The following is a 26,436-nucleotide window of genomic DNA, read 5'->3' on the forward strand; positions in this document are numbered from 1 at the left end:
CTACCTTCTGCATCCATATAGTCATAAATGAGAATTTTTTAACGCAGATAGCGACACGTTTAGCCCCTAAAAATGATTCAACATTATTGCGGATTGGTATAACCTTGCTTAAAAACAACAAAAGCGGCTAAAGCCGCTTTTGGTTTATATTTAACTCAATAAATATAACGTTATTTAACACCTAGCTCGCGTAATCGCTCTTGTAGGTAGCTGTCTGCTGTGTAACGCTCAGAAAGCACAACATCAGGACGTGGGTGTAAAAACAGCGGTAAAGAAATACGCGACTTAGTCGACGCTTTACCCGTTGGGTTAATTACACGGTGAATAGTCGATGGGAAGTACCCGCCCGACGCTTCTTGTAACATGTCACCAATATTAATAATTAAGCTACCAAAGTCACATGGCACATCTAACCAACCGCCATCAGTTTTTTGAACTTGCAGGCCCGGCTCATTCGATGCAGGTAACACAGTTAATAAGTTAATGTCACCATGTGCTGCAGCGCGAATTGCACCTGGCTCTTCATCACCTGTCATTGGCGGGTAATGTAAAATACGTAACAATGTTTGCTCAGAATCAGCAATCATGTCTTTTAAATCGATAGAAAACTTAGCACGTACATCGGCTGGTGCCTCTGCTTGAACCCAGCTTAAAAGCGTTGCTGCAAATTCGTTAGCTAAGCGGTAGTACTCACGTACGTCGGCTTCAAGCTCAGCAGGCACGCGACCTTTAGGGTAAACATGAAAGTACTCTTTAATGTCTTTTACTGTAAAGCCTTTAGCTACCTCAGATACAGAAGGCGGGAAATAACCGTCTTGCGTTTCTTTAGAAAATAAAAAGTCGTGCTTTTGCTCTGAATTAAAAAAGTCTTGCCATTTTTCGTAAATAGACTCAACTAAAGATTGCGGGATTGGGTGATTTTTTAATACACCAAAACCGGTGTTTCTTAACGATTCAACAAAGTGAGCAGCCGCATCGGGAGCTTTATAATCAACAGTAGGTAATTGCATTGTACGTTCCAGTGAATAGGTTGTTAGAAGTGAGCTGCTTTAAAATATAGCTAATTAGCCAATATAAAGTAGCAAAACCTTCATTATAGCGCTGTGCGAGGATAGACAAACCACCCAAAAAACATAAGGACAAATGTCCTCACGATGAAATAGTAAACAGCTTGCTTGATCAAGATCAAAGCATAATAAACATTGAAATTGCACTAATTAGTGCTTATATCTTATCTATTATTGTAACGTATTTTAATGAAACACTAAGGCTCTTCTATGCGACAAAAAGTATCTTTTAAAAGCGGCGATTTAGAACTTGCAGGCCAGCTTGAACGCCCAGCCGGCGATGTAAAGTTTTATGCTTTATTTGCACACTGCTTTACCTGTGGTAAAGATATTGCTGCCGCTACGCGCATAAGCCGCGCCCTTACCCAACAGGGTATTGCCGTACTGCGCTTTGACTTTACCGGCCTTGGCAATAGCGACGGCGACTTTGCAAACAGTAACTTCTCATCAAATATTCAAGATTTAGTGGCCGCAGCCGATCACCTGCGTACTTACTTTGATGCGCCGCAGTTATTAATTGGCCACAGCTTAGGCGGCGCTGCCGTACTGGCTGCTGCAGAGCATATTCCTGAGGTATCGGCTATTACAACAATTGGCGCTCCTTCAGATGCACAACACGTTGCACATAACTTTGAAGCCCATTTAGACGAAATAAACGCCGCAGGTGAAGCTAAAGTTAGCTTAGCTGGGCGCGAATTTACCATAAAAAAACAATTTGTAGAGGACATAGCAAAGTACGACCGAAGCCATATAGGCAAATTAAAGCGCGCACTTTTAGTTATGCACTCCCCTGTTGATGCCACGGTTAATATTTCAGAAGCCGAGAAAATTTACGCATCAGCCAAACACCCAAAAAGCTTTATTAGCCTCGATAACGCCGACCACTTACTAAGTAATAAAAACGATGCCGAGTACGCTGCTACGCTTATTGCTAATTGGGCAAACCGCTACGTTAAATATGAGCAAAGCAACTACAGCGCAAAATTAGAAAACGGCAAAGTACTGGTTGAAGAAAAAGATCATATATTTACTCAGCACGTAAGTACTAAAGATCATACATGGCTTGCCGATGAGCCATTAAAAGTAGGTGGCAGTAATTTAGGCCCCGATCCTTACGACCATATACTCGCAGGCCTAGGCGCGTGTACCTCAATGACACTGCGTATGTATGCAACCTTAAAAAAGCTGCCGCTTGATCATATAAAAGTAGAGCTTGAACACACCCGCGACTATTACAAAGATTGCGACAACGGCGAATGCACCCAAAACCTAGAGGCCATTACCCGTAAAATTACCCTACGCGGCGACTTAACCGAAGCACAGCGCCAACGTCTGCTCGAAATAGCCGACAAATGCCCAGTGCATAAAACCCTGCATAACAGCCCAATTGTAGTAAGTGAATTAGTTGAGTAACTAAAACAAAAATAGCGCAGCTGTGGCTGCGCTATTTTAGATGTTCAATAAAGCAATCTCACAATCTGAGATAAAATATAGAGGTTGAATAATAGGTACAATTCTAGTAGTTTGTTAGTAAAAATTATACAACCAAGGATAGGTATGAATAGTATGAATAGTATGAATATTGCTATATTCGGCATATCTTTTTGAAAATGCAGTGCGAACAGCCCAATGAAAACTTTGATCAATATTATATTTCTTTTAATTAGTTACTCTACTTTTGCCAACTCTGAAGAAGTTATCGAAGGTCCTATTGCTGCATCTTCTTATACATTTTGTCATATAGATACTAAATGTATAACTAGTATAAGGTTGGCAAATACTTCGCCTTATCAAGTTAAATTAAGCTCTCTCGCTTTCAATGGACAAGGTATCGACTTAAACTCAATGTTCATATATGAAGTGGATGAATACTTCTCAATAAGAGCAGAAAACCCCAATGCAAAGGTCCCTGAACAACCTATACAAGGGCGCCGGCGTGCACACAAAAAATTATCCTCGATAGAGTTCGAACCGCTTGAAGTAAAGTTTATTGAGCTAAAAGGCATGGAAGAAAAATTTGCTTTGGACCCCGAAAAAAAATACTTAGTGAGTACAATTACACCGTTCGTCAACTTGTACATTAACGGTAAGTTTGTTGATATCATTACCATAAGAACGAAATATTCACTCCTAGCTATTCCTACAAAAGATATGGAAATAAAGGAACGGCCAATAAAACAGTTTGCTACGCCGCAAGGGTAACCTGCAATAATATACATACTTTGTTTAATGCCACTCAAAATTCTGCGTCAGCTTAAACCTTTATATATCAAGCCAGTTTAAAGTTGGCTTGATTATATATCTTGGCTAATTATCTAAAAACGCCCCTACTTCTTTACTCATTCTCTGTACCAGCCATTTTGGTCCGCCGTCGTACATATCGTTATGGCGCGATTTTTCAATTATTACTTGGCTAACAGGGAAGTTTTTTAGCTCTGTTTCATTTAATAAAACATTCGCATCGGCTGGGTAATCACTACCACGCAGTGTAAGCACGCGTATGTTTTTATTACGTGGGATCAGCATGCGGCGGTGATCGAGGGTAATTATTTGACTTACTTCATTTGGGTAAATTGAAGCATATAAAGCAGATATATCGCCGCCGTTAGAGTGGCCTAATAACGTAAGCTGAGAAAAGTTATACTCAGGGTATTGAGCACTTAGCTGATTAACTAAAAATTTAAGGGTAACCACACCGCGGTGCCAGTTTTCCATGCGGGTGGTTAAATAAGGCTGTATGTGATTAAGCGCAGGGTCGGTTTTTAGCTCATGCGCGACTGCAATGCTTAAATAACCCTGTGCATTAAATAGCTTACTCGCAAACGTGTAGTCATTGTGGCTAATACCGTAGCCTGCATTTACAAATGCTACAGGGCACTTTGCATGTACGCTGCATTGATTACGCTCATTAGGGTATGTGATATTTATAGGGATGGTGCGATTGCGGCTTTGATCCACTATTACATCATCAGCAAAGCTTAATGGTGATATTAAACTCGCGGTTAGGCTAAATGCACTTAATGTTAGTAACTTTTTTATTGTTTTATGCATGTTGTAACTTATATAAATTATTGTTTTTAAATAAAAATAACTTTTACTATAAAGGTTAGCGCGCGCCATTGCTAATGTATGCGATAATACGGGTATTATTTTTAGTTAATTTAGAAAAGTACCCCATGAAATCATACAGCACTATTGAACAACGTATCGACATTTTGCAAAGTCGAATAGAAGCCTATAAAGAAGAAATTGCCGTGTTACAGGCCGAGCCAAAAAGTAACAACGAGCGTATTATTTTTAAATTTATTGAAACAGGCAGCACAGGTAAAACAAAAGACTTTGTGCGCGAACTTGGTATTAAGTCGCCGCGCGATAGCTTATATTCATCAGGTGATGTAACCAAATTAATCAAAGACGGCGCTGATGACATCACCCCTGCACTGCTTGAGATTGCCCGCACATTGGCGAACGCTCGTAATAAAAATGGCCCTAGCTGTTAATACCAAGCTACAGGCCACTGTTTAACCTTATTAAAGGTTATTCATTGTTTAGAGGCTTGCAATATGCAGCTTCTAAACGCTCCTCACATATTAATCGCAAAGCTCAATATTAAGGCTTGTAAGTAAATTAAGGGCTTCAAAGCGCTCAAACTTAGCACCCGCTAACGTATTACTGTTTAAATCTATATTAAATTCTGTAGCCCCTACAAAGTCACACTCAGTTAAAGTGGTTTGAAAAAACTCACTATCGCGAAAATTACTTCCTGTAAATGTACTTTGCTTTAAATTGGCATGTCTAAAATCAACATTTTTTGCAAAGCAGTGTATTAATTTTAGTGATTTTAAAGTTAATTCATAAAAAGAGCTGTTACTAAGCTCACAACTATTAAAGCTCACCGGCGCATCAATACTTAGCGCTCCCCAATCTGCATCGCCCCATTGCACGCTGTTTAACTTACAATGGCTAAAGCTTACATTTTCAAGCGAGCTGTATCCCCATTCAATGCTCGATAAATTGCAATGCTCAAAGCTGCACTCTATAAATCGACACGTTTTAAATTGCCCCTGAGATAAGTCGCAATCTATAAACGTACACGCTTCAAATTCTGTATTTTCGAGTGTGTGTTTTGCTAGCTGTAAGGCACTAAATTGCTGATCGCAATAATAGCTATTATTAGAAATTGGCACTGTAACTACGTGTCCGTATTTAGGGTTGTTTAATGGGCATAAGGGCTGGTTTTTGGCAAGTCTTGTTTAAGCGCTAATAAGGCGATAAAAATTAAGCCAAAGAGCGGAAATACCGCTAAACACCCGCCTACAAAAGCCAAAACGCCCGGCATGGTGCTTTTGCGTTTACCTATTTTATAGCTAATCAGCGCAAAAATTGGAATGCAAAACAAAATAAAAAAAGCTAAAAATTCACCAAATAATGTGAGATTAAACGACATAAGAACTCCCTCTCTATTGAATAATATTTGATACCAAGCAACTTAAATATTTAACTATTCTAGCGTGCTAAATAGACTAATAACTTAACACAATTGGTATGAACTGGTTTAAATTTAACCATAAAAAACCCCTAGGCATACTCCTAAGGGTTTTTAAATCTAGCTAAGCGCATTTGTTGCGCGCGGTATTACTCTTCGCTAGGAATTGCTTTTTCTACCACACTGATTGCAAGCTCAGTTAACGAGTCGCTATTAGCTTTGCTAGGTGCATCGGTTAATAAGCACGATGCTTGAGTGGTTTTAGGGAACGCAATAACGTCACGAATGTTATCGGTACCACATAAAAGCATAACTAAACGGTCAAGACCAAAGGCTAAACCAGCATGTGGTGGTGTGCCGTATTTAAGGGCATCAAGTAAGAAGCCAAACTTGTCTTGTTGCTCTTGCGCATCAATACCTAAAATTCTAAATGCTGCTTCTTGCATATCAGCATTATGAATACGTACCGAACCGCCACCTACTTCGTAGCCGTTTAATACCATGTCGTAAGCATCTGAAATAGCCGCGGCAGGGTTTGCTTCAAGCTCTTCTGCGCTAATATCTTTTGGTGCTGTGAATGGGTGATGCACAGCATGTAACGTGCCTTCGTCATCTTCTTCAAACATTGGGAAGTCAACAACCCAAAGTGGCGCCCAGCTATCAAGGTTAGTGATTTCTAAATCAACACCAATCTTCAAGCGAAGCGCGCCCATTGCTTCGTTTACAACGTTGCGTTTATCGGCACCAAATAAAATAATGTCGCCCGTTTGTGCGTTAGTACGCTCAAGTAACTGGGTAATTACCTCTTCGTTTAAAAACTTAGCCACTGGAGATTGAACGCCTTCCGCGCCTGCATCGCGGTCGTTTACTTTCATCCACGCCATACCTTTAGCGCCGTAAATGCCAATAAACTTAGTGTAATCGTCAAGTTGCTTACGCGAAAGCTTAGCGCCACCCGGTACTGTTAATACAGCAACGCGGCCTTTTTCGTCGTTAGCTGGGCCTGAAAATACGTTAAACTCTACGTCTTTTACTAAATCAGCTACATCAACAAGCTTCATTGGGTTACGTAAATCTGGTTTATCAGAACCGTAAAGGCTCATTGCTTCGCTGTAAGGCATAATTGGGAAATCGCCTAAATCAACGTTTAATAATGATTGCCACATTTCACGGATCATTTTTTCAGTCATACCACGTACTTGATCAGAGCTCATGAACGAGGTTTCTAAATCTATTTGGGTAAATTCAGGTTGGCGATCGGCACGTAAATCTTCGTCACGGAAACATTTAACAATTTGGTAGTAACGGTCAAAACCCGACATCATCAACAATTGCTTAAACAGCTGTGGCGACTGTGGTAATGCGTAAAAGCTGCCTTTATGAACACGGCTTGGTACTAAGTAATCGCGTGCACCTTCTGGTGTTGCTTTTGTAAGTACAGGTGTTTCAATGTCTAAAAAGCCATTGTCATCTAAAAAGCGACGAACAAAGCTGCTTGCTTTAGCGCGCAGCTTAATACGGTCGCTCATTTCAAGGCGACGTAAATCTAAGTAGCGGTACTTTAAGCGGCGCTCTTCAGAATTGGTTTGATTAAAATCAAGCGGAAGCGGCTCAGAGCGGTTAATAATAGTTAGCTCAGTACCTAAAATTTCTACTTCGCCTGTTGCCATGTCTTTATTTACTTGGCTTTCTGGGCGCGCACGTACAACCCCTTTTAACTGCACACAAAACTCTTGGCGAAGTTTGTTAGCGTTATCCATTAGTCCTTCAACCTCTGGATCGAATACAACTTGTACTAACCCTTCTCTATCGCGTAAATCGACAAAGATAAGTCCACCAAGGTCACGTCGTTTGTTGATCCAGCCACATAGTTCAACTTCTTGATCTACGTGAGTTTTATTTAGCTGTCCGCAATATATAGAGCGCATAGTTTTCCTGTCAGATAAAAGGCTTAAACGGTTAAATTTATTTGTTTTAAGGCGTGTGATTTAAAAAACTGGTCACCACAATACAAATAAAGCCGCTAGCAATCTAAAAATAATCAAATTAAGCCCTGCATTATACCCAAGTAGTATCAAGATGCTAGGGCGTGTTGAACGTTGGTGGTTGAATTTGCAGCAGTATGTTTGGCTTTTAGGCAAGGCAGAGTCTATATAGTGTGGTTATTCCCCATAAAAAGGCGATAACGCAGCATAAATGCCAAACATGCGCTGCCCTTTGGGTTCTTTCTAGGGACGATTAACTCTTTGTTGCCTACATGGATGTAGGTAAGGGGCGTGAGCAGGACGCGGAAGCTTTGCTCGATTTTTACTTAGCCCACTAGGTTACAAACCTCGCACCGCGAATTAATCGCCCCTAAATTGAACAAATTTCAATCTACAAAGATCAACACGCCCTAGAGCGTGTGTTTAGCTTTGTAATGTTAATTTGCAGCAAGCACCGTATGTATTTGGTACACTTACGCCACGAAGTCATTAAGCCACCCTTTTTATGTTATATATTGGATGCCCTCAGTGGTCGAGCAGCGCCTGGAAAGGCAACTTATTTACCCGCCAATGTAAAAATGCCGATATGCTAAGCCAATATGCCCAGCATTTTAATTCAGTTGAAGGCAATACCAGCTTTTACGCAGACCCGGCGCCAAGCACTGTTTTACGCTGGGCTCAAAGCGTACCCGAGGACTTTAAATTTACGTTTAAGTTTCATCGTCGCTTTAGCCACGAGCTTGCGCTTAGTAATGTTCAGGCAGAGCTTAATGACTGGCTTACGTTATTTGCCCCAATACTTGAAAAAACAGGGCAAATAATGCTGCAATTACCCAAAGCGTTTGGTCCAAGCGATTTACCTAAATTAACGCAATTTATTAGCTTGCTCCCCAAAGAGCTAAATTACGGCGTAGAAGTACGACATAGTGATTTTTTTAAAAAAGGTGAGGCCGAAATTGCCCTTAATCAGCTATTAATGGCAAATAATATAAACCGTATTTCTATGGATACCCGTGCGCTTTTTGCAGTAAAGCCCACCACCGAGGCTTTAATAGATGCACAACAAAAAAAGCCCCACTTACCGGTACATGCAATAGCTACTGGCTCACAGCCGATGGCGCGCTTTGTAATAGCCGATTTACAAAACGACTATAAACCCTTTTATAAACCGTGGCTCAATAAAGTAAAACAATGGCTTGATGAGGGGAAATCCCCGTATGTTTTTTTTCATACTGCCGATAACCGAGAATCTCCACACCTTGCTAGGCAGTTTTGTGAAGACCTAGGGTATAATCACCCAGTGTTAAACCCATTCAGCGGCGAAAAAGAAGCCCACCAGCCAACGCTTTTTTAAATAGAGAATAAAAATGAGTGAATACGCACGTTACTTTACCGGCTACCCAGCTAACATTGTTGAGCAAGTATTAAGCCTTATAAATAACAATAAGGTATGTGACTACTTACTTAAAAAATACCCACATGCGCACACCATCACCACCGACAAACTACTTTACAGCTACGCCACTGATTTAAAAAAGCAGTATTTAAAAAACGCCCCACCGTTTGGCCGCGCTGCATTTAAAAAACAAGGTGATATGGTCACCAACGCACTCGGTACTCACACCTACCGCATGCAGGGTAAAACCCGTAAGCACGATTTAGCCATAAACAGTGACTTACTGCGCGCACCCGAGCCACTGTTAAAAGCGCTAGTCGTACACGAACTCGCCCACTTTAAAGAAAAAGATCACAACAAAAGCTTTTATAAACTGTGCTGCCACATGGAGCCGCAATACCATCAGTTAGAGTTAGATTTACGGATTTTTTGTGTGGTGGTGGCGATGGGAGAGAATCCTTATTTAAAATAGGGGTTTTACCGTTGTTTAACTGAGTGAAAATAACGCCCATGCTTAAGTTATTATATCCTTCCATAACCAAGCACCCATACCCATTCTTTTATCCCCGTAAGCAGTTGACAACTTAACGCCTTTTGGCTCAATAAAAACAAAAACATTTAAAACTACATAATTGCCCTACATTTGAGAACTACACTCCTAAGAGTTAATTTAATCTTTGGAGTTTTTAAATGATAAAAAATACCCATGCCTTTTTCCTCAGTGCACTGTGCTGCTTAACCTTAAGTGCCTGCAACAAGCAAAACAGCCAATCGCTTGAGCAATCAAACCTCAATGATTTTACTCTAACCAGCTCAAAAGTAAGTGATGGCGGTAGCTTACCTATTACTTATACATGCGATGGGCAAAGTATTAGCCCCCCTCTTAACTGGAGTGGTGCACCTAACGCAACCAAATATTATGCGTTAATTATGGATCATAAAGCGCCTGAAGGAATGCATTGGTATTGGATTATGTACAATATTGCCGCTGATAAAACGCAAATTAAAGCGGGCGAAACCCTCGGTGAAGTAGGCTCTAATAGCGTAAACGATTTAAACCAATACGCGCCGCCTTGCTCTAAAGGCCCAGGTGAAAAAAGCTATACTTATACTGTTTACGCGTTATCTGCACCGGTTTCCTTTAATAGCGATACAAAGGTAGACCGCTCAGCATTACTCGCTGCTGTAAAAAATATTACGCTCGATACTGCAAGTATGACGGTTAAATACTCGCGAAGTGCTAATAGCGCCGAGCGCAAACCTAATGCAAGACCAAAACCAAATGAGCAGCCAAAGCCTGATAAATCATATTTAACCGCTAACGTAAAATCACCTCGTTGCGATGCTGTTACACAATCAGTAAGTAATGCAGGGTTTGATAAAAGCGTATCTGTTACGTGCGATGAACAATATGCTTATATTGCCTCATCTACTTATCCTGATCATGAAGTAATGACTGGTATTACAGGTACTAACGAGCAAATACCCGTTCCAGCTAAAGGCTACGCTGCACCTATAAAGCTAAACCCAAAAAAAGCAAAGACAATAACAACAATTGATGCAGCCGTAGGTGTTGCTGTTAATGGCGTACCAATATACGACTATTCTTCGCAAGGTGAACTGGACGTAAATAGCTACGATGAAAAACACGACACGTTAGCACTCGGACAGTTAGATATATGTGGCGGACACGCAGGACGGGGTGATGACTACCATTATCATGTATCGCCAACGTGTATGATTGACACAATGAAAAACCAATCAAGCGATGCCATTATTGGCTGGGCTTATGATGGTTACCCGCTGTATGGCAGTAAAAATCCAGATGGCAGTTCAATTGCCAAAGGTGACCTTGATGTATGTAACGGACAAACCGACGACACATTTGGCTATCGCTATCAAACTTCAGCTACGCCGCCATATATTATTCAGTGCTTAGTAGGTGAAGTAGATACAGCTAAATTACCAAGAGTGTCACCACTTAGTGGCGATACTCAAGGCATAAGAGCCGACCTGCGCCCGCCACAAGGAGGCGTTGAAAATCTAACGCACTCAATCTCTGAAAACGGCAGTCGTACAATGAGCTATTCATACAAAGGTGAAAACTACTTTACAACCTACAGCCCTGCATCACAGGGAAAAGACTGCTATAGCTTTAAACAAAAAACTATCAGTAATCGTGGCAAGGTTCAAACAGGTACATTTTGTAGAGGCCCGCAACCAAATCACCTTACTCCTTCAGTCACTAAGCAAAATACAAATCCTGCCATTACAGGCAAGCATAACTTAAAGCTAGAAGCATGGGCTGATAACTGGTTTACAGCTTACATAGGCGAGCAGTTACTTGTTGAAGATTCTGTGCCCATAACCACAGAGCGTTCATTTAATGCCGAAAGCATTACGTTTTCTGCAAACTACCCTATTGAGCTTAATTTAATAATTAAAGACTTTAAGCAAAACGACACTGGGCTTGAATACATCGGTGCTAAAAATCAGCAAATGGGTGATGGCGGTTTTATTATGCAACTTACCGACACCGATACAAATAAAGTAGTTGCGGTAAGCAGTAAAAGCTTTAAATGCGAAATACTTCACAAAGCGCCGCTTAACAAATCATGCGAAAGCGAAACAACCCCAGTTGCGGGCGAAGGCGCTTGTACATTTATGTCAAAAGAAGCGCCCACTAACTGGCTGCAAAGTAACTTTGACGATACGCATTGGGCTAATGCAGTAGAGCACAACTTTGCCGATGTAGGGCCAAAAGACGGTTACGACGATATTAACTGGGATGAAAACGCAAAATTCATATGGGGCGAAGACTTAGAAACCGACAACACCCTTATTTGCAAAGCAACAATTGAGCAACCTCAATAAACAAAAAGGTCAACCGCTTCAATAAAAGGCAGTAATTATGTATTTTTTAAAAAAATTTAAATGGCTAATGCTAGCGTGTATTTTAACAAGTACGATCGCTCAAGTGAGCGCCCATGTATTGAAAAACACAACAGCCCAAGTAATTTTGAGAGACGGGCAAGTTGAGGTTAAAGTATTAACTAATGCTGAGCATTTAATTTCAATGCTGCAAAGCGAGCAAGCATGGCTTATGGGCGATATTGATAAGCTTATGCCTACAAATTTAAGTACAGAGCAACAAGAAGAGTTTGTAAAAAATGCACTTAAACAAAAAACGAGCTTACGTGTAAATCAGCAAGTTATCGTGTTTGAACGCGTCGCTTTTACCACCAGCAGCAACGAAGCGCACGACCTAGAAATTGTTTTTCAAGCGAAACACACGTTTTCAACAGTGGATGAGCTTGCTATATCGTTCCCTAAAAGTTTAGGCGCAGTACACGCAAGCTTTGTAAAACCACAATATAAGTTACTGAGTGCTGGCGATACCGCAAAAATAAAGCTCTAATCCATAAAATCAACATACCTAAAAAGCTTACTTAAAAAGGATTTTAGTAAGCAACTCCCAAAATACGCTAATTGTAGGCACATAATCAATATGCAATACTGCTCAGTACGTTAATGTGATGATCTTTACTATTTGCAAATCAGTGAAATTAATACATAAATTCTTTTTAGCTTTTTTTATCACTAATATCGCCCTTGTTGGGCTCATGTTTGTGTTTATATACATGACCTTTTCGTCAGGGTTTAACAAATTTGTTGAACAAGAAGAAACAAAGCATGTAGCAATGGTTAAGCATCAACTTGTTAATTTATATAACGAATTAGGCAGTTGGCAAGCCATTAAGCAAAACACGCAATTATGGCGCTCTATTGTAGAGCCGCAAAAAAAGCCAGGCGAGCCTAAAACTAATAAACACACAAGCTCCCCACCCAAACCAAATAGCAGTAAAGCAACTCCCTCTTTATTGTGGATACACTTACCTGCAGGCTCCCTTAAAACAGGACAACGTATAAGTTTATATGATCAAAATAAAAAGGTTGTTGTTGGCAGAGCTAATTTAAACGACCACCCACATATAGAGCCTATTTTATTAAACAATAACGTTATAGGCTGGATAGGTTTAGTACCTTCAAAACTTGTGCAAAGTAGCCCAGCAAAAGCGTTTTTAGCAACGCAATTTCATAACTACTTTATGATCACATTACTCGTTATTACGCTCGCATTTATTATGGCTATTGTGTTATCTCGCCATTTAATAAAACCAATAAAAAAAATAGTGACTGGCACCGATGAGTTAACAAAAGGAAATTTTGCCAGCAGAATCATCCCCTCTAGTAAAGATGAGCTAGGTACCCTATCCAACAACTTTAACACCTTAGCCCACACGCTTGAGCAAAACCAACAAATGCGATTTCAATGGGTGTCAGACACATCCCATGAATTAAGAACCCCACTTACCGTACTACGCTCGCATTTACTAGCCATACAAGATGGCGTATTTACAGCCGACACAAAGCGTATTAATTTACTCATAAACCAAGTAGATAACTTAAGTCACATTGTTGACGACCTAGCTCAACTAGCACAAACAGATAGCGTTAATTTAACCTATAACAATGCACATATTGATTTGATAAACATTTTTGAGCAATCAATTGAAAACTACACCGCTCGCTTTAAAGAGCGTGAATTAAATGTAGACAGCAAAAGCTTAACCAAAGCCGGCAAATGTATAATAAATGGCGATAAAGAACGCCTTGTACAATTATTTTCAAACCTATTAGAAAATACCTGTAGATACACGCATAAAGGTGGGCAAGTAATAATACTTGCCAACAAAACTCCTAATAACATTGAGCTTATTTTACAAGACTCAGCCCCAGGTGTTTTACCAAACGACTTACAAAAGTTGTTTGAGCGTTTTTATCGGGTTGAAAAATCTCGAAGCCGAGAGCACGGCGGCTCGGGCTTAGGACTTGCGCTTTGCAAACAAATAGTAGAGGCACATGGCGGTCAAATATCGTTGCACAACTCGCCACTTGGTGGGTTAGAGGTAAAAATAACGCTGAGACTTTTAGGTTAAAATAATGACATCACAAAAAATACTTATTGTTGAAGACGAAGAAAACATTGCAGAGGTACTTATTGCCTATGCTAAGCAACAAGATTACGTAACTGAGCACTTTAATAGTGGCAAAGGTGTGGTTAGTTTTGTAAAACAAAACGCAGTAGATTTAATTCTTCTTGATTTAATGCTGCCAGATGTTGATGGCATTGAGCTATGTAAGCAAATTAGAGCCTTTTCAAGTGTACCAATTATTATGCTTACCGCAAAAAGTGAAGAAATAGACCGCTTACTGGGTTTAGAGATCGGCGCCGATGACTACATATGCAAACCTTTCAGCCCCAAAGAAGTTATAGCACGCATAAAAGCCGTACTAAGAAGAACCAGCCAGCCTAAAATAAATATTATTAATCATAATAATTTTCAATTATACAAAGACGATTACGAAGCGCGCTTAAACGGAGAAAGCATTGGCTTTACCGCCGTCGAGTTTAAAATATTTTTATTATTTATAAGCCACGTAGGTCGTGTTTTCACCCGCGAAGATATTATTAATAACGTATACAGCGACACTACCGACATATCCGATCGCAACATTGATACACACATTAAAAATATACGAAAAAAGATTAACAACGTTCAAGCAGGGCTAAACCCAATAGCTGCGGTTTATAGTGTTGGTTATAAGTTTAAAGAGTAGGTTTACTGATTAAAGTAAATCTAACATGACGAAAAAGCGCGCTATTAGTCGCGCTTTTAACTAATTTTTTGCTGATAGCTTAAAACTGACATCTCAAAAGCACGTTGGGTTTCGCTTCGCTCAACCCAACCTACATTACAGCCCTAGCTCAGCCATAAAGTCATCATCGGCATCATCTTGCTCTGCTTCTTTTGACTTAGCTTTTGCTTTTTCGGCTTTTTGCTTAGCTTCGTTTTCGATAATGTCATCAGGGTCTATCGCTTCTACAATGTCAAAGTCATGTAGTTTAATAAACTCTGTTTTATCCATTGCCAGCTCTAGGTAAAAGATATTTTGGTTGCGCGTAGTAAAGGTTACGCGGCGTGCTTGTGGACGATCCATAGTGGTATCAACCGATATTTGCACTTGTTTATTAATTGCCATCATTTTTGGCTGGTTTTGCGTAATAGAGGTATGTAACTGCTCACGCACTTTAGAAGTGAAGTCACCAACAATTTGGTTCATCAGCTCGCCCATTACATTTGAAACGTCATCCGATAAATGACTGTGGGCAATTTCTTCTTCAGGCATGCCCATATTGCGCATGTAATCGCCGTAAATTTCCATTGCCGCTTGCGCTGTAAAATTAGTGACTACCAGCCCTGTAAAGCCACCATCAAATAATACAAAACAGCCAATGTCTGGACGCATACAGGTGCGCGTTATTTTTTGCACCATAGCCGAGTAGCTAATTTCGTTACCACTGGCTGATGACAGAACACCCGTCACTGAATGACATAGGGTTGCTAAAATATCGTCTGTGCTAATTACCTTACTTTTGCTCATTTAACGTTCTCTTTTATACTTATTATTCATAATTCTAGCCAAGCTACTGAATTTATCACTGACTATCCAGTATAAAATGTTAAAATAGTGCCATTATTTTTAAAGAGACTGCCTTAGTGAGTATAAAAGACAGTATTTACGCCTCTGAGCAACAAGTAAAAGATTTTAGCTTTGACCAAAATGTGGTTGAGGTTTTTCCGGATATGATCCAGCGCTCTGTGCCTGGGTATGCCACCATTGTAAGCACTATGGGTAAATTGGCTGGTGAATATGCGCAAAGTAATTCAAACCTTTACGATTTAGGCTGCTCGCTTGGTGCGGTTACCCTAAGTATGCGCCGTAATATTCGCACCGATAACTGCCACATTATTGCTGTAGATAACTCACAAGCTATGGTTGAGCGTTGTAAGGTTCATTTACAAGGCTTTAAGTCAGACGTGCCTGTTACAGTAACTTTAGGCGATATTAACGAGCTTGAGATTCAAAATGCGTCGGTAGTGGCCATGAATTTTACCTTGCAATTTATTCCGCCATTACAGCGCCAAGCCGTGCTTGAAAAAATTTACGCTAACTTAAAACCCGGTGGCGTACTGCTCCTTAGCGAAAAAATTAAAGCCGAAAACGAGCAGTGCGATAATTTATTAATTGATTTGCACCACGACTTTAAACGCCACAATGGCTACTCAGAGCTTGAAATAAGCCAAAAACGTACTGCCATTGAAAACGTGATGCGCCCCGATACGCTAAGCACTCACTTTAATCGTTTAAGCGACATTGGTTTTAGCCAAACGCAGGTGTGGTATCAATGTTTTAATTTTTGCTCAATGGTAGCAATTAAATAAAGAGAGTGACTTATGTCTCAATGGTTTAACCAATTTTACGCAGCAATTGCACAAAGCCCGCTTAGCCACTGGCTAGAAACCCTGCCCGCTCAATTAAAGCATTGGCAAAACGAGGCAAGCCATGGCGATTTACCAAAATGGCAAAAAGTACTTAAAAATCTGCCAGAAGTAAAAACAACCCACGTTGATATCGCCACTAAAGTAGAAATTGGCGCACCGGGGGAGATGAGCGAAGGCGAGCAAAAACAAGCCACGCATTTATTAAAACGCATGATGCCATGGCGCAAAGGCCCCTTTACTGTACACGGTATTGAAATAAACACTGAGTGGCGCAGCGATTGGAAGTGGGATCGCCTGCTTCCTCATATTGAGCCTTTAAAAGGCCGCACAGTATTAGATATAGGCTGTGGCTCTGGCTATCATTTGTGGCGTATGCGCGGTGAAGGCGCTGAATTTGTAGTAGGTATTGACCCTTCTGATTTATTTTTGTGTCAGTTTCAGGCCATTAAACATTACAACCCAGATGAAAACGTGCATTTATTACCATTAGGTGTAGAGGCACTACCCGAGCTTAAAGCGTTTGATACGGTGTTTTCTATGGGGGTGCTGTATCACCGCCGCTCGCCTATCGATTTTTTAGCGCAGTTAAAAGCGCAGCTTCGTCCAGGTGGCGAACTCGTGCTAGAAACGTTAGTAATTGAAGGCGATGAAAACACCGTACTGGTACCTACCGACCGCTACGCAAAAATGCGCAACGTTTGGTTTATTCCAAGTACTGCTGCACTAAAACTGTGGATGGAGCGCGTTGGCTTTAAAGATGTGCAAATAAAAGATTGCGCAATTACCACGCTTGATGAGCAACGCAGGACCGACTGGATGGAAAACGAATCGTTAGTTGATTTTTTAGACCCAAACGATACCAGTAAAACCATTGAAGGTTACCCTGCTCCACTTAGAGCAATACTAACTGCCAAAGCATAAATAACTTAAAAGCACCTAGAGTGCTTTTTTTGTGCAATTAACAAACTAATAGCGGACAAGTGTCCTTGTTAATTATTTCAAAACTATATTTGAGCTAGCCGCGCAGTTGCAATTGTTGTAAAATACGCGCGTTTCTAAGCTATCGAAAAGCAACCCCAAGCAATTATTTGAGGAAAACCTGTGAGCGAACAAAAACAGTCATTAAGCTATAAAGACGCGGGCGTAGATATCGACGCTGGTAATGCACTTGTTGAGCGTATTAAAGGCGTAGTTAAAAAAACGCGTCGTCCAGAAGTAATGGGCGGAATTGGTGGTTTTGGCGCTCTTTGCGAAATTCCAGAAGGTTACAAACAGCCAGTACTAGTAGCAGGTACTGACGGTGTAGGTACTAAACTACGTTTAGCTATCGACTTAAAAAAACACGACACTGTAGGTATTGATTTAGTTGCAATGTGTGTAAACGATTTAATAGTACAAGGCGCTGAACCCCTGTTTTTTCTAGATTACTATGCAACAGGTAAACTAGATGTAGACACAGCGGCCGATGTAGTAACCGGTATTGGTAAAGGCTGTGAGATTTCTGGCTGTGCCCTGATTGGCGGCGAAACAGCTGAAATGCCAGGTATGTACGATGGTGAAGACTACGACATGGCCGGTTTTTGTACCGGTGTAGTAGAAAAATCTAAAATTATTGATGGCACAAAAGTAGCAGCCGGCGATCAACTTATTGCCCTTGCCTCTAGCGGTCCGCACTCAAACGGCTTTTCTTTAATTCGTAAAGTGCTTGAAGTATCAAACGCCGATACGAACCAAGTTATTGACGGCAAAACACTAGGCGAGCACTTACTAGAGCCAACTCGTATTTACGTTAAACCTTTACTTGAGCTATTTAAGCAAGTAGACGTGCATGCCCTATCGCATATTACTGGCGGCGGCTTTTGGGAAAACATTCCGCGTGTATTACCTGATTCTGCAAAAGCAGTAGTTAAAGGCGATAGCTGGCAGTGGCCAACCGTTTTTAACTGGTTACAAGAAAACGGCAATATTACTACGCACGAAATGTACCGTACATTTAACTGTGGCGTAGGCATGGTATTAGTAGTACCAGGCGATGCGCTAGAGCAAAGCTTAAGCATTTTAAAAGAGCTTGGCGAAAACGCATGGCACCTTGGTGAAATTCAAGATGCTGTTGCCGGCGAAGAGCAAGTAGAAATTGTAGGTGGTGCTAAGTAATGGCACCCATTCGCTTAGTGGTATTAATATCGGGTAGTGGTTCTAATTTACAAGCCATTATTGATGCCTGCGAGCGCGGCGAAATAAACGGACACATAGCGGCTGTTATAAGTAACAAAGCAGACGCTTACGGCCTTGAGCGTGCAAAACAAGCAGGTATTGCTACAAAAGTGCTCAGTCACAAAGATTTTGACTCGCGCGAGGCCTATGATGCGCAATTAATGAACGTTATTGACTCTTTTATGCCAAATCTAGTTGTATTAGCTGGGTTTATGCGTATTCTTACTCCTAGCTTAGTGCAAAAATATGTTGGAAAAATGTTGAACATTCATCCATCTTTGTTGCCTAAGTATCAGGGGCTGAATACCCACCAAAGAGCAATTGATGCAAAAGACGATGTTCATGGCGTAAGTGTTCATTTTGTAACTGAAGAGTTAGACGGCGGTCCCGTTATTCTTCAAGCGCAAATACCTGTACTCAAGGATGATACAGCAGAAACATTAGCTAAACGCGTGCACGAACAAGAGCATATAATTTATCCTTTGGTGGTCAAATGGTTCAGTGAACACAGACTTACTATGGAAGCAGATTATGCAGTTCTTGACGAAAAACAACTTCCTGCACACGGCGCGCACTACCCACAATAAAAAAATAAGTGCCCTGCTGTTATGTGTGGGCGCTTTACTTCCTACTAGCCTAATTGCAGGCGAACTAACAGAGTATCAAGCCAGCTACGATATTTTACGCAAAGGTAAGAATCATGGCGAGGCAGTACGCGAACTTAAAAAAGTTGGCGAGCAAACGTATCAACTTACTTACCACAGCAATATTGAGTGGATGATTTTCTCTGACAAGCGAGAAGAAACCTCTGTATTTACTTTTTTAGATAACAAAGTCACTCCTCATCATTACAATATGGTGCGTACCGGCACCGGCCCAGATAAAGATTATAAAATAGACTTTGATACACAAAATAAAGTGGTCACCAGCAGCACTAGCGAATACCCACTAAAGTGCGAATGGACTGACGAATTTCAAGATGCTATTTCGTATCAAGTACAAGTACGCGAAGGCTTAAAAAAAGGCGAAACTTATTTTTCGTTTCCGCTTATTGATAAAAAAGGCAATCGCCGCGACTACAACTTTGAAGTGGTTGGCAAAGAAATGATTTCGCTGCCAATTGGTAACGTAGAAGCTATAAAAGTAAAACGTTTATACGATAACGATAAACGCCAAGCCCTTGCCTGGTTTGCACCAGAAATGGACTACATGCTAGTACGTATGTGGAAAGGCGAAAAAGGCATGGAGCAGTTTGAAGTACAAATGAATTCATTTACCGTTACCCAGCCTGTTTCTACTCCAGTAAGTGAGAGCAGCGAAGTAAGATCAGAAGCGCCGTAAACACGGTGATAGCAAACACAAAAAACGCGATTTTATATCGCGTTTTTTGTGTTTGCTTTTAGGCTATTTAACTAAATTAGTTCGCCCATTTTAAATAACGCAAACTCCCCTGGCTGCATTTTTTGCCAGCGTTCGTCGTTGGTTAATGGGCGTGTAGCTATTACTGTTACTACATCGTTTGGGGTGGTTTCTTCGTTAAAATCAACCACCATATCGGCATCAATTAACGTTGCTTTACCAAATGGCGCACGGCGCGTTATGTAGTGTAAGTTATTAGTGCAGTACGCCAATACAAATACGCCATCGGTCAATAACATATTAAATACGCCCTTTTCACGTAGCGTATGCGAAAGCTTAGCCGCATATCTAAATACAGAGGCCATATTAGAGGGACGTTTTGGGTATTTTTCACGAATTTTATCTAGCAACCAACAAAACGCCAGCTCACTGTCGGTGTTGCCCACAGGGCGATAATATTGTGGTTTTAAATCGTGATAGTTAGATAACTGGCCATTATGTGCATAGGTAATTTCGCGTCCCCAAAGCTCACGGGTAAACGGATGGGTATTTTCAAGGCACACTCGGCCACGGTTGCCTTGGCGAATATGGCTAATTACCGACACACTTTTAATGGGGTAGGCTTTTACTAGCTTGGCGATTTCTGATTGATAGCTTGGCTCAGGATCTTTAAAGGTTCTACACCCTTTACCCTCGTAAAACGTAATACCCCAGCCATCTTTATGCGGGCCGGTATTACCACCGCGCTCTAATAGACCTGAAAAACTAAAACAAATATCCGTAGGTACGTTGGCTGACATGCCAAGTAATTCACACATTAATAAACTAACCCTTAAAAAATACGTATAAATAGCGCTGTACTTTGCTATGCGCTACAACAGACATACTTACTTAAAAAAACTTTTTTGGCTAGCTGATTTACTGATTTTTAGCGCTTAAATAATCGCTGTGATTGAATTAAACACAGCAGTGGTGCATGCTTGTTCCTTATAAAGGGAATAATGATAAGCATAATGGCTAGTTTGTCGTTAATTTAACGCTGTAATGTACTTGAAACTTACGCTCACTAGCGCTACTCTAACCGAGGTGGTCTGACCTCTATTAAGGAATAAGCAATGACACTCATATTTACACTCGGTTTAATCGCACTGCTCAGCATCGCGGTTTACCACAGAGCGAGTTGGAACACAGCACTTGGTGTTTCTGCCGCAACATTATTAATTGGTACCTTTGCAGGTGCTTTTGGTTTAATTAGCTGGTTGATCTTTTTGATCATCGCAGTTCCTCTTTCTGTTACTGGCATTCGTCAGCAATATATAATCAAGCCGATTTTTACTACCTTTAAAAAAGTAACGCCAAGCATGTCTGACACTGAAAAGTCAGCAATCGATGCCGGTACTACGTGGTGGGAAGCTGATTTATTTTGTGGTAACCCAGATTGGAAAAAGCTACACCAATACCCAGTACCAAAGCTGACTATTGAAGAGCAAGCCTTTATTGATGGCCCTGTAGAAGTAGTTTGTAGCATGCTAGACGATTGGGAAGCAACACACGAGCTTACCGATTTACCGCAAGATGTATGGCAATATCTAAAAGATAATAAATTTTTTGCCATGATCATCAAAAAAGAATATGGCGGTTTAGAGTTTTCTGCGTTTGCACAATCATGTGTTCTGCAAAAGTTAACCAGTAAATCGACCTTGCTATCGTCAATTGTAGGTGTACCTAACTCGTTAGGCCCAGGTGAGTTATTACAGCACTACGGTACTGAGGATCAAAAAAATCATTATTTACCGCGCTTAGCCCAAGGCCAAGAAATTCCATGTTTTGCATTAACCTCGCCAGAAGCAGGCTCTGACGCAAGCTCAATTCCTGATTACGGTGTAGTGTGTAAAGGGCAATGGAACGGTGAAGAAGTAGTAGGTATTAGCCTTACTTGGAACAAGCGTTACATTACTCTTGCACCAGTGGCTACAGTACTTGGTCTTGCCTTTAAACTACAAGATCCAGATGGTTTACTAAGCGACAACAAAGAGCCAGGCATAACCTGTGCACTTATTCCAACTAACACGCCAGGTGTTGAAATTGGTCGTCGCCACTTCCCGCTTAACGTACCATTTCAAAATGGCCCCACTCGCGGTAAAGATATTTTTGTACCCCTTGATTACATTATTGGTGGCCCAGAAATGGCTGGCCAAGGCTGGCGCATGCTGGTTGAATGTTTATCGGTTGGCCGTGCAATTACATTGCCGTCAAACTCTGCCGGTGGCATTAAAACAATTGCCGTAGCAACAGGTGCATATAGCCGTATTCGTCGTCAGTTCCGTTTACCAATTGGTAAAATGGAAGGTGTTGAAGAGTCACTGGCTAAACTTGCAGGTTACGCATACAGCTCAGATGCAGCGGTTAGTATGTCAACGGGTGCGGTAGATTTAGGTGAAAAGCCATCGGTTGTTTCAGCTATTATTAAATACCACCTTACCGAGCAAATGCGCGAGTCGACCATTCATGCAATGGACGTACTTGGCGGTAAAGGGATTATGCTTGGTCCAAATAACTATTTAGGTCGTGGCTATCAAGGTGCCCCTATTGCTATAACAGTAGAAGGTGCCAACATCTTGACCCGTAATATGATTATTTATGGTCAAGGTGCAATTCGCTGTCATCCATTTGTACTAACCGAGCTTGGTGCTTGTGAAATTGAAGACCGCGAAGAAGCGCTTAACGTATTTGATAAAGCGCTAATGGGCCACATTGGCTTTACAATGTCGAACCTTGTACGTACTAAGTGGCTTGCGCTTACCGGTGCACGTTTTACTAGCGTACCGTACAAAGACGACACCGCAGAGTTTTACCGTATAGCATCACGCTTTAGTGCATCGCTTGCGCTTATGTCTGACATTAGCATGGCGGTATTTGGTGGCTCGCTTAAACGTAAAGAACGTATTTCAGCACGTTTAGGTGACTTACTAAGTTACTTATATTTAGTGTCTGCAACGCTTAAACGCTATAACGACGAAGGCCGTAAACAAGAAGATTTAGCCCTAGTAAAATGGAGCTGTCAGGATCATCTTTACCACTGCCAACGTGCCCTTGCTGATTTAATTAATAACATGCCGTCTGCCCCATTACGTGGTGTATTAAAAGTATTGTTATTCCCGTTTGGTCGCCCGGTTCGTAAACCTACCGACAAACTTGAGCATAAACTAGCACAACTACTTCAAGTACCTAGCGAAACGCGTAACCGTTTAGCAAGCTATGTTTACTTAAAAGATGAGCCACTAAACCTAGTTGGCCGTCAAGAGCAAACACTTAAAGACGTACTGGCTGTAGAGCCGTTATTTGAACGAGTATGTAAAGAAAAAGGCCTTAAACTGCCATTCTTCCAACTTGATAAAGTAGCGCAAATGGGCCTTGAAGCTGGCATATTAAGCCAAGCAGAAGCTGATAAATTAGCCGCTGTTGAAAAAGCCCGCTTAGATGTGATTAACGTTGATGACTTTGACCCAGCTGATTTATTAGCAGGCAAAGCCGCACGTAAAAGTGAAGACAGCAAAGCAGATGCAGCTTAACCCGTTAGGTTAACGCAGCCAACAGTCCGCCTGTTGTGATCATCCAAACCAGCGCGTAATGCGCTGGTTTTTTTTGCACGATAGCTTGTTGGAGTGCGCACCAAATAATGCCAGTTAATAGCAACAAGCCACTTGCTTGGTTGAATAAAGCAAAAAAAACAATAAGCGAAAGTAAGAGCACAATTAAACTAGGAACAAATTGGCCAATAAAAAATGCTGTTTGCTTATTCTGCATTTTAAAAAACACACTATATTGTTGATGTAGATGACTACAATCAAATTGTAATGAACTACTAAACAACACCACAAAAGCTAGTGACAAAATACTAAATATATCAGCTAAATTAGCGCGCTCTTGTAGTAGTACCTCAAATGCCATAAATACGCACAACAATAAAGCACCTCGCCAAATCAAAGTCCAGCTGTTGTGTATAAAAAACATTAGCCAAAAGCCTGTAAGTGAGCTTAGCTCTAACTTAGCTGCAAAATTAAAAGGTACCATTAAGGTGCTTAAGGCAAATAACAGCACAAAGCCACACTGATAAATCAGTGGACTTAAATCAAACGGTAACATTAGCCACATTGCAGATAACAAAAATCCATAAACAAGCGCAATTGGCTTGTATAAGCATAAAATGCCGAGCGTAAATTGTAATAGTAAAAACACCAAAAAATGCGGCACCCTAAGCCACTGGTTTATGCTCAGGTCAATCGCGATAACAAGGCTTGCAATCAACCAGCCATTACTTAACAGCAAAAGCTTTATATCCACCAAACCAAGCCAATACCGCTTAACCAATGTCTGTTGAAACGCTCGTTGGGCTGAGTTTTTTATTGCAGACTTCATTGCGCTTAACATTACACTTTGTAGCAACAAATACAGCCAAGCCATTTTCGCACCATATTGAGGTGCATCACTACTATCAATAATTTTTCCAAGCCCTAAAAAAAGTAGCAATATCAAACCCAACACTGACGAGCCTAACACCACTAAAAATAACACCCCAAAGCTTTTCAGTTGTAATAATAATTGTGTAAGTTCAGTCTTGTATGCCAGAAAACGATAATCCATAAAAGAGCGGTATTGGCCAATTGATTGTTTTAAATTTGCAATCATAAAGGCGTACACTCAAAGCCATGCAGTAAAAAAGGCTCGGGCTCGTGACAGGTGATAATTATTTGACCTTGTGGCTTATTTACTAAATATTCATCAAGTAAAATTAGTAAATACTCAATACTCGCTTGATCAAGCGCTGCACTGGGTTCATCTAACAGTAAATACGGTGCATCACGCATAAGCGCTAAAATTAACTGACACTTCTTTTGGTTCCCTGATGATAGAGCGTCAAAGCGTGTATTTAGAAATTCATTAAAATTAAACCCATCGACTATAGCTGTTGGCCAACAACAGCCAAATGTATTTGAGGATAAGTTAATTATTTGCTTTGCTGTTAAAAAGTCGGGTAAAGCAATACTGTCAGAGGCTATAGCAACTTGCTTATGTGGTTCGGTTAATGCGTTTCCAGAAAACAAAAGCTCACCACTTTCGTAAGTTTCAAGCCCCGCTAATATCATCAATAGAGTTGTTTTCCCTTGGCCATTAGGTGCTTCGATGCACACTTTTTGGCTGCTAAACACTTTATTGTAATCACGATAAACCACGTTGGTAACAAACTGCTTATTTAAGCCAATCACTTCAATCATAAAATATCCCTATAAGTAAGCGTGATATTATAAATAAACTTTTATGAGAAACAAAACCCATCAACAGCTTTAAAACAACACTAACGGGAAAGTAACGTCGCTTTCTAATAGCGATAAATCTTTTAGCAAAGTGAAACAGTATCAGAAGCTCTGAAAAAGCTTGTGACATCAACAGCGTTCCTCTCTAACACTTCACTATAAAGATAAGCTTTTTACATCTGCGGCGCTATGACTTAGCCTCAAGCCATATAAACTACTTTAAAGGACAATTTGAATTCTGATAACACGTAAAGCTATGAACTAAACTAAAAATTAAGCTATGAGTTTTTAATTCAAATCTACTACGGTTTACGTGTAAATTATGACTGATAGCTGATAGCTGATAGCTGATAGCTGATAGCTGATAGCTGATAAAAATTATATTTGGATTAGTTAATAAGGAAATTATTTATTGCTTGCTATTGAGGAAATAACAAGTGGCGGAGTGGACGGGACTCGAACCCGCGACCCCCGGCGTGACAGGCCGGTATTCTAACCAACTGAACTACCACTCCGCAGTGGTATGTGCATGGGGTAATGCACTTACTAATTTTGTTACGATATCAAATGGCGGAGTGGACGGGACTCGAACCCGCGACCCCCGGCGTGACAGGCCGGTATTCTAACCAACTGAACTACCACTCCGCAGAGATATCATATTACTTGTCATTACTAAATTTGTTGGCGGAGTGGACGGGACTCGAACCCGCGACCCCCGGCGTGACAGGCCGGTATTCTAACCAACTGAACTACCACTCCAGCATACAAATTTTGTAACATAACAGTGTTTAAATAGTGGCGGAGTGGACGGGACTCGAACCCGCGACCCCCGGCGTGACAGGCCGGTATTCTAACCAACTGAACTACCACTCCAGCGCGTATTTAAACTGTTATTTTTTCTTGTTGGCGGAGTGGACGGGACTCGAACCCGCGACCCCCGGCGTGACAGGCCGGTATTCTAACCAACTGAACTACCACTCCATAATAAGAATATTTTTTACAACCATATGTTGTGTAAGTGTTGGCGGAGTGGACGGGACTCGAACCCGCGACCCCCGGCGTGACAGGCCGGTATTCTAACCAACTGAACTACCACTCCAGCGTCTACTTACAAATTGTCGAAAATTGGCGGAGTGGACGGGACTCGAACCCGCGACCCCCGGCGTGACAGGCCGGTATTCTAACCAACTGAACTACCACTCCGC

The 26,436-nt window shown here is 41.1% G+C and carries 24 protein-coding genes and 7 tRNA genes; 15 read left to right on the top strand and 16 right to left on the bottom strand.

Annotation, left to right across the window (positions count from 1 at the left end; genetic code table 11):
• Nucleotides 1-170: 170 nt before the first annotated feature.
• Nucleotides 171-1,010, bottom strand: a complete 840-nt coding sequence (locus tag NQT65_RS04450) for an isopenicillin N synthase family dioxygenase (protein WP_004589526.1) — start codon at nt 1,008-1,010, stop codon at nt 171-173.
• A gap of 267 nt (nt 1,011-1,277) precedes the next feature.
• On the opposite strand from NQT65_RS04450, the gene NQT65_RS04455 reads away from it, so the two are divergent.
• Together NQT65_RS04455 and NQT65_RS04460 are read left to right on the top strand one after the other, a co-directional pair.
• Nucleotides 1,278-2,480, top strand: coding sequence for a bifunctional alpha/beta hydrolase/OsmC family protein (locus NQT65_RS04455; RefSeq protein WP_064386443.1), 1,203 nt, complete (start codon nt 1,278-1,280; stop codon nt 2,478-2,480).
• 216 nt (nt 2,481-2,696) lie between these two features.
• The gene (locus NQT65_RS04460; RefSeq protein WP_256850601.1) at nt 2,697-3,269 is read left to right on the top strand and encodes a hypothetical protein; all 573 of its coding nucleotides are present in this window, start codon (nt 2,697-2,699) and stop codon (nt 3,267-3,269) included.
• A gap of 105 nt (nt 3,270-3,374) precedes the next feature.
• Here NQT65_RS04460 and NQT65_RS04465 read toward each other — a convergent pair whose 3' ends face one another.
• Nucleotides 3,375-4,118 (bottom strand): alpha/beta hydrolase, encoded by a 744-nt coding sequence (locus tag NQT65_RS04465; RefSeq protein ID WP_256850602.1) that lies wholly within the window; start codon nt 4,116-4,118, stop codon nt 3,375-3,377.
• A gap of 125 nt (nt 4,119-4,243) precedes the next feature.
• Between NQT65_RS04465 and NQT65_RS04470 the strand changes: the two genes are divergently transcribed.
• Nucleotides 4,244-4,567, top strand: a complete 324-nt coding sequence (locus NQT65_RS04470) for a hypothetical protein (protein WP_004588950.1) — start codon at nt 4,244-4,246, stop codon at nt 4,565-4,567.
• A 90-nt stretch (nt 4,568-4,657) separates the two neighbouring features.
• Here the strand turns inward: NQT65_RS04470 and NQT65_RS04475 are convergent, their stop codons facing one another.
• From NQT65_RS04475 to aspS, 3 genes are all read right to left on the bottom strand, one after another.
• Entirely contained in the window at nt 4,658-5,254 is a 597-nt protein-coding gene (locus tag NQT65_RS04475; RefSeq protein ID WP_256850603.1) for a pentapeptide repeat-containing protein, read from the bottom strand.
• A 29-nt stretch (nt 5,255-5,283) separates the two neighbouring features.
• Complete coding sequence (locus NQT65_RS04480; RefSeq protein ID WP_024033669.1) at nt 5,284-5,514, bottom strand: hypothetical protein; 231 nt, start codon at nt 5,512-5,514, stop codon at nt 5,284-5,286.
• A 188-nt stretch (nt 5,515-5,702) separates the two neighbouring features.
• Nucleotides 5,703-7,481 carry an aspartate--tRNA ligase gene (gene aspS, locus NQT65_RS04485; protein WP_029772588.1) on the bottom strand — a complete coding sequence of 593 codons (1,779 nt, stop codon included), beginning with the start codon at nt 7,479-7,481 and terminating at the stop codon, nt 5,703-5,705.
• Nucleotides 7,482-8,043: 562 nt separating this feature from the next.
• On the opposite strand from aspS, the gene NQT65_RS04490 reads away from it, so the two are divergent.
• The 6 genes from NQT65_RS04490 (at nt 8,044) to NQT65_RS04515 (ending at nt 14,616) form a co-directional block, all read left to right on the top strand.
• Nucleotides 8,044-8,892, top strand: a complete 849-nt coding sequence (locus NQT65_RS04490; protein WP_256850604.1) for a DUF72 domain-containing protein — start codon at nt 8,044-8,046, stop codon at nt 8,890-8,892.
• A 13-nt stretch (nt 8,893-8,905) separates the two neighbouring features.
• Nucleotides 8,906-9,406, top strand: coding sequence for a M48 metallopeptidase family protein (locus NQT65_RS04495; protein ID WP_256850605.1), 501 nt, complete (start codon nt 8,906-8,908; stop codon nt 9,404-9,406).
• 218 nt (nt 9,407-9,624) lie between these two features.
• Nucleotides 9,625-11,808: a YbhB/YbcL family Raf kinase inhibitor-like protein gene (locus NQT65_RS04500; protein ID WP_256850606.1), complete on the top strand. Its 2,184-nt coding sequence runs from the start codon at nt 9,625-9,627 to the stop codon at nt 11,806-11,808.
• Between the two features lie 37 nt (nt 11,809-11,845).
• Nucleotides 11,846-12,352, top strand: coding sequence for a hypothetical protein (locus tag NQT65_RS04505; protein ID WP_256850607.1), 507 nt, complete (start codon nt 11,846-11,848; stop codon nt 12,350-12,352).
• A 223-nt stretch (nt 12,353-12,575) separates the two neighbouring features.
• Entirely contained in the window at nt 12,576-13,934 is a 1,359-nt protein-coding gene (locus NQT65_RS04510) for an ATP-binding protein (RefSeq protein WP_256850608.1), read from the top strand.
• Between the two features lie 4 nt (nt 13,935-13,938).
• A complete protein-coding gene (locus NQT65_RS04515; RefSeq protein WP_256850609.1) occupies nt 13,939-14,616 on the top strand; it encodes a response regulator in 678 nt (225 codons plus the stop codon).
• 135 nt (nt 14,617-14,751) lie between these two features.
• On the opposite strand, the gene NQT65_RS04520 is transcribed toward NQT65_RS04515, so the two are convergent.
• A complete protein-coding gene (locus tag NQT65_RS04520) occupies nt 14,752-15,441 on the bottom strand; it encodes a DUF3334 family protein (protein WP_004588943.1) in 690 nt (229 codons plus the stop codon).
• Between the two features lie 116 nt (nt 15,442-15,557).
• Between NQT65_RS04520 and cmoA the strand changes: the two genes are divergently transcribed.
• The 5 genes from cmoA to NQT65_RS04545 all read left to right on the top strand — a co-directional run bounded on the left by cmoA (nt 15,558) and on the right by NQT65_RS04545 (nt 19,898).
• Nucleotides 15,558-16,283 (top strand): carboxy-S-adenosyl-L-methionine synthase CmoA, encoded by a 726-nt coding sequence (cmoA, locus tag NQT65_RS04525; RefSeq protein ID WP_004588942.1) that lies wholly within the window; start codon nt 15,558-15,560, stop codon nt 16,281-16,283.
• 12 nt (nt 16,284-16,295) lie between these two features.
• Nucleotides 16,296-17,264, top strand: a complete 969-nt coding sequence (gene cmoB / locus NQT65_RS04530) for a tRNA 5-methoxyuridine(34)/uridine 5-oxyacetic acid(34) synthase CmoB (protein ID WP_054982276.1) — start codon at nt 16,296-16,298, stop codon at nt 17,262-17,264.
• A 180-nt stretch (nt 17,265-17,444) separates the two neighbouring features.
• Nucleotides 17,445-18,497, top strand: a complete 1,053-nt coding sequence (gene purM, locus NQT65_RS04535; protein ID WP_029772582.1) for a phosphoribosylformylglycinamidine cyclo-ligase — start codon at nt 17,445-17,447, stop codon at nt 18,495-18,497.
• Entirely contained in the window at nt 18,497-19,144 is a 648-nt protein-coding gene (gene purN, locus NQT65_RS04540; protein WP_004588939.1) for a phosphoribosylglycinamide formyltransferase, read from the top strand. Before purM ends, purN begins: the two co-directional genes overlap by 1 nt.
• Before the next feature lie 16 nt (nt 19,145-19,160).
• Nucleotides 19,161-19,898: a DUF3108 domain-containing protein gene (locus NQT65_RS04545; protein ID WP_029772580.1), complete on the top strand. Its 738-nt coding sequence runs from the start codon at nt 19,161-19,163 to the stop codon at nt 19,896-19,898.
• 71 nt (nt 19,899-19,969) lie between these two features.
• Here the strand turns inward: NQT65_RS04545 and NQT65_RS04550 are convergent, their stop codons facing one another.
• Nucleotides 19,970-20,734, bottom strand: coding sequence for a class II glutamine amidotransferase (locus tag NQT65_RS04550; RefSeq protein ID WP_004587229.1), 765 nt, complete (start codon nt 20,732-20,734; stop codon nt 19,970-19,972).
• A 297-nt stretch (nt 20,735-21,031) separates the two neighbouring features.
• On the opposite strand from NQT65_RS04550, the gene fadE reads away from it, so the two are divergent.
• Entirely contained in the window at nt 21,032-23,488 is a 2,457-nt protein-coding gene (fadE, locus tag NQT65_RS04555) for an acyl-CoA dehydrogenase FadE (RefSeq protein WP_004589028.1), read from the top strand.
• Nucleotides 23,489-23,492: 4 nt separating this feature from the next.
• Here the strand turns inward: fadE and NQT65_RS04560 are convergent, their stop codons facing one another.
• The 9 genes from NQT65_RS04560 to NQT65_RS04600 form a co-directional block, all read right to left on the bottom strand.
• Nucleotides 23,493-24,605 carry a DUF6136 family protein gene (locus tag NQT65_RS04560; protein WP_154945932.1) on the bottom strand — a complete coding sequence of 371 codons (1,113 nt, stop codon included), beginning with the start codon at nt 24,603-24,605 and terminating at the stop codon, nt 23,493-23,495.
• On the bottom strand, nt 24,602-25,192 hold the full coding sequence (locus NQT65_RS04565) for an ABC transporter ATP-binding protein (protein WP_138686112.1): 591 nt from the start codon (nt 25,190-25,192) through the stop codon (nt 24,602-24,604). Before NQT65_RS04565 ends, NQT65_RS04560 begins: the two co-directional genes overlap by 4 nt.
• A 477-nt stretch (nt 25,193-25,669) precedes the next feature.
• Nucleotides 25,670-25,746 (bottom strand) — tRNA-Asp (locus tag NQT65_RS04570).
• A gap of 53 nt (nt 25,747-25,799) precedes the next feature.
• Nucleotides 25,800-25,876 (bottom strand) — tRNA-Asp (locus NQT65_RS04575).
• Between the two features lie 37 nt (nt 25,877-25,913).
• Nucleotides 25,914-25,990: transfer RNA gene (locus NQT65_RS04580), tRNA-Asp, on the bottom strand.
• A 37-nt stretch (nt 25,991-26,027) separates the two neighbouring features.
• A tRNA-Asp gene (locus NQT65_RS04585) sits at nt 26,028-26,104 on the bottom strand.
• A 31-nt stretch (nt 26,105-26,135) separates the two neighbouring features.
• Nucleotides 26,136-26,212: transfer RNA gene (locus tag NQT65_RS04590), tRNA-Asp, on the bottom strand.
• A 41-nt stretch (nt 26,213-26,253) separates the two neighbouring features.
• Nucleotides 26,254-26,330: transfer RNA gene (locus tag NQT65_RS04595), tRNA-Asp, on the bottom strand.
• A 27-nt stretch (nt 26,331-26,357) separates the two neighbouring features.
• Nucleotides 26,358-26,434: transfer RNA gene (locus NQT65_RS04600), tRNA-Asp, on the bottom strand.
• Between the last annotated feature and the right edge of the window lie 2 nt (nt 26,435-26,436).

It is taken from the genome of Pseudoalteromonas agarivorans, from assembly GCF_024518735.1.
GTDB classification, from domain to species: domain Bacteria; phylum Pseudomonadota; class Gammaproteobacteria; order Enterobacterales; family Alteromonadaceae; genus Pseudoalteromonas; species Pseudoalteromonas atlantica.

Excerpts from the sequence above, each read along its gene's own strand:
- aspS (WP_029772588.1), bottom strand. The coding sequence starts at position 7,481 with ATGCGCTCTATATATTGCGGACAGCTAAATAAAACTCACGTAGATCAA.
- NQT65_RS04515 (WP_256850609.1), top strand. The coding sequence starts at position 13,939 with ATGACATCACAAAAAATACTTATTGTTGAAGACGAAGAAAACATTGCA.
- NQT65_RS04565 (WP_138686112.1), bottom strand. The coding sequence starts at position 25,192 with ATGATTGAAGTGATTGGCTTAAATAAGCAGTTTGTTACCAACGTGGTT.
- NQT65_RS04520 (WP_004588943.1), bottom strand. The coding sequence starts at position 15,441 with ATGAGCAAAAGTAAGGTAATTAGCACAGACGATATTTTAGCAACCCTA.
- NQT65_RS04550 (WP_004587229.1), bottom strand. The coding sequence starts at position 20,734 with ATGTGTGAATTACTTGGCATGTCAGCCAACGTACCTACGGATATTTGT.
- NQT65_RS04465 (WP_256850602.1), bottom strand. The coding sequence starts at position 4,118 with ATGCATAAAACAATAAAAAAGTTACTAACATTAAGTGCATTTAGCCTA.
- NQT65_RS04460 (WP_256850601.1), top strand. The coding sequence starts at position 2,697 with ATGAAAACTTTGATCAATATTATATTTCTTTTAATTAGTTACTCTACT.
- NQT65_RS04450 (WP_004589526.1), bottom strand. The coding sequence starts at position 1,010 with ATGCAATTACCTACTGTTGATTATAAAGCTCCCGATGCGGCTGCTCAC.
- NQT65_RS04455 (WP_064386443.1), top strand. The coding sequence starts at position 1,278 with ATGCGACAAAAAGTATCTTTTAAAAGCGGCGATTTAGAACTTGCAGGC.
- fadE (WP_004589028.1), top strand. The coding sequence starts at position 21,032 with ATGACACTCATATTTACACTCGGTTTAATCGCACTGCTCAGCATCGCG.
- purN (WP_004588939.1), top strand. The coding sequence starts at position 18,497 with ATGGCACCCATTCGCTTAGTGGTATTAATATCGGGTAGTGGTTCTAAT.
- NQT65_RS04505 (WP_256850607.1), top strand. The coding sequence starts at position 11,846 with ATGTATTTTTTAAAAAAATTTAAATGGCTAATGCTAGCGTGTATTTTA.
- NQT65_RS04510 (WP_256850608.1), top strand. The coding sequence starts at position 12,576 with ATGACCTTTTCGTCAGGGTTTAACAAATTTGTTGAACAAGAAGAAACA.
- NQT65_RS04490 (WP_256850604.1), top strand. The coding sequence starts at position 8,044 with ATGTTATATATTGGATGCCCTCAGTGGTCGAGCAGCGCCTGGAAAGGC.
- NQT65_RS04500 (WP_256850606.1), top strand. The coding sequence starts at position 9,625 with ATGATAAAAAATACCCATGCCTTTTTCCTCAGTGCACTGTGCTGCTTA.
- cmoB (WP_054982276.1), top strand. The coding sequence starts at position 16,296 with ATGTCTCAATGGTTTAACCAATTTTACGCAGCAATTGCACAAAGCCCG.
- NQT65_RS04560 (WP_154945932.1), bottom strand. The coding sequence starts at position 24,605 with ATGATTGCAAATTTAAAACAATCAATTGGCCAATACCGCTCTTTTATG.
- NQT65_RS04495 (WP_256850605.1), top strand. The coding sequence starts at position 8,906 with ATGAGTGAATACGCACGTTACTTTACCGGCTACCCAGCTAACATTGTT.
- NQT65_RS04470 (WP_004588950.1), top strand. The coding sequence starts at position 4,244 with ATGAAATCATACAGCACTATTGAACAACGTATCGACATTTTGCAAAGT.
- NQT65_RS04480 (WP_024033669.1), bottom strand. The coding sequence starts at position 5,514 with ATGTCGTTTAATCTCACATTATTTGGTGAATTTTTAGCTTTTTTTATT.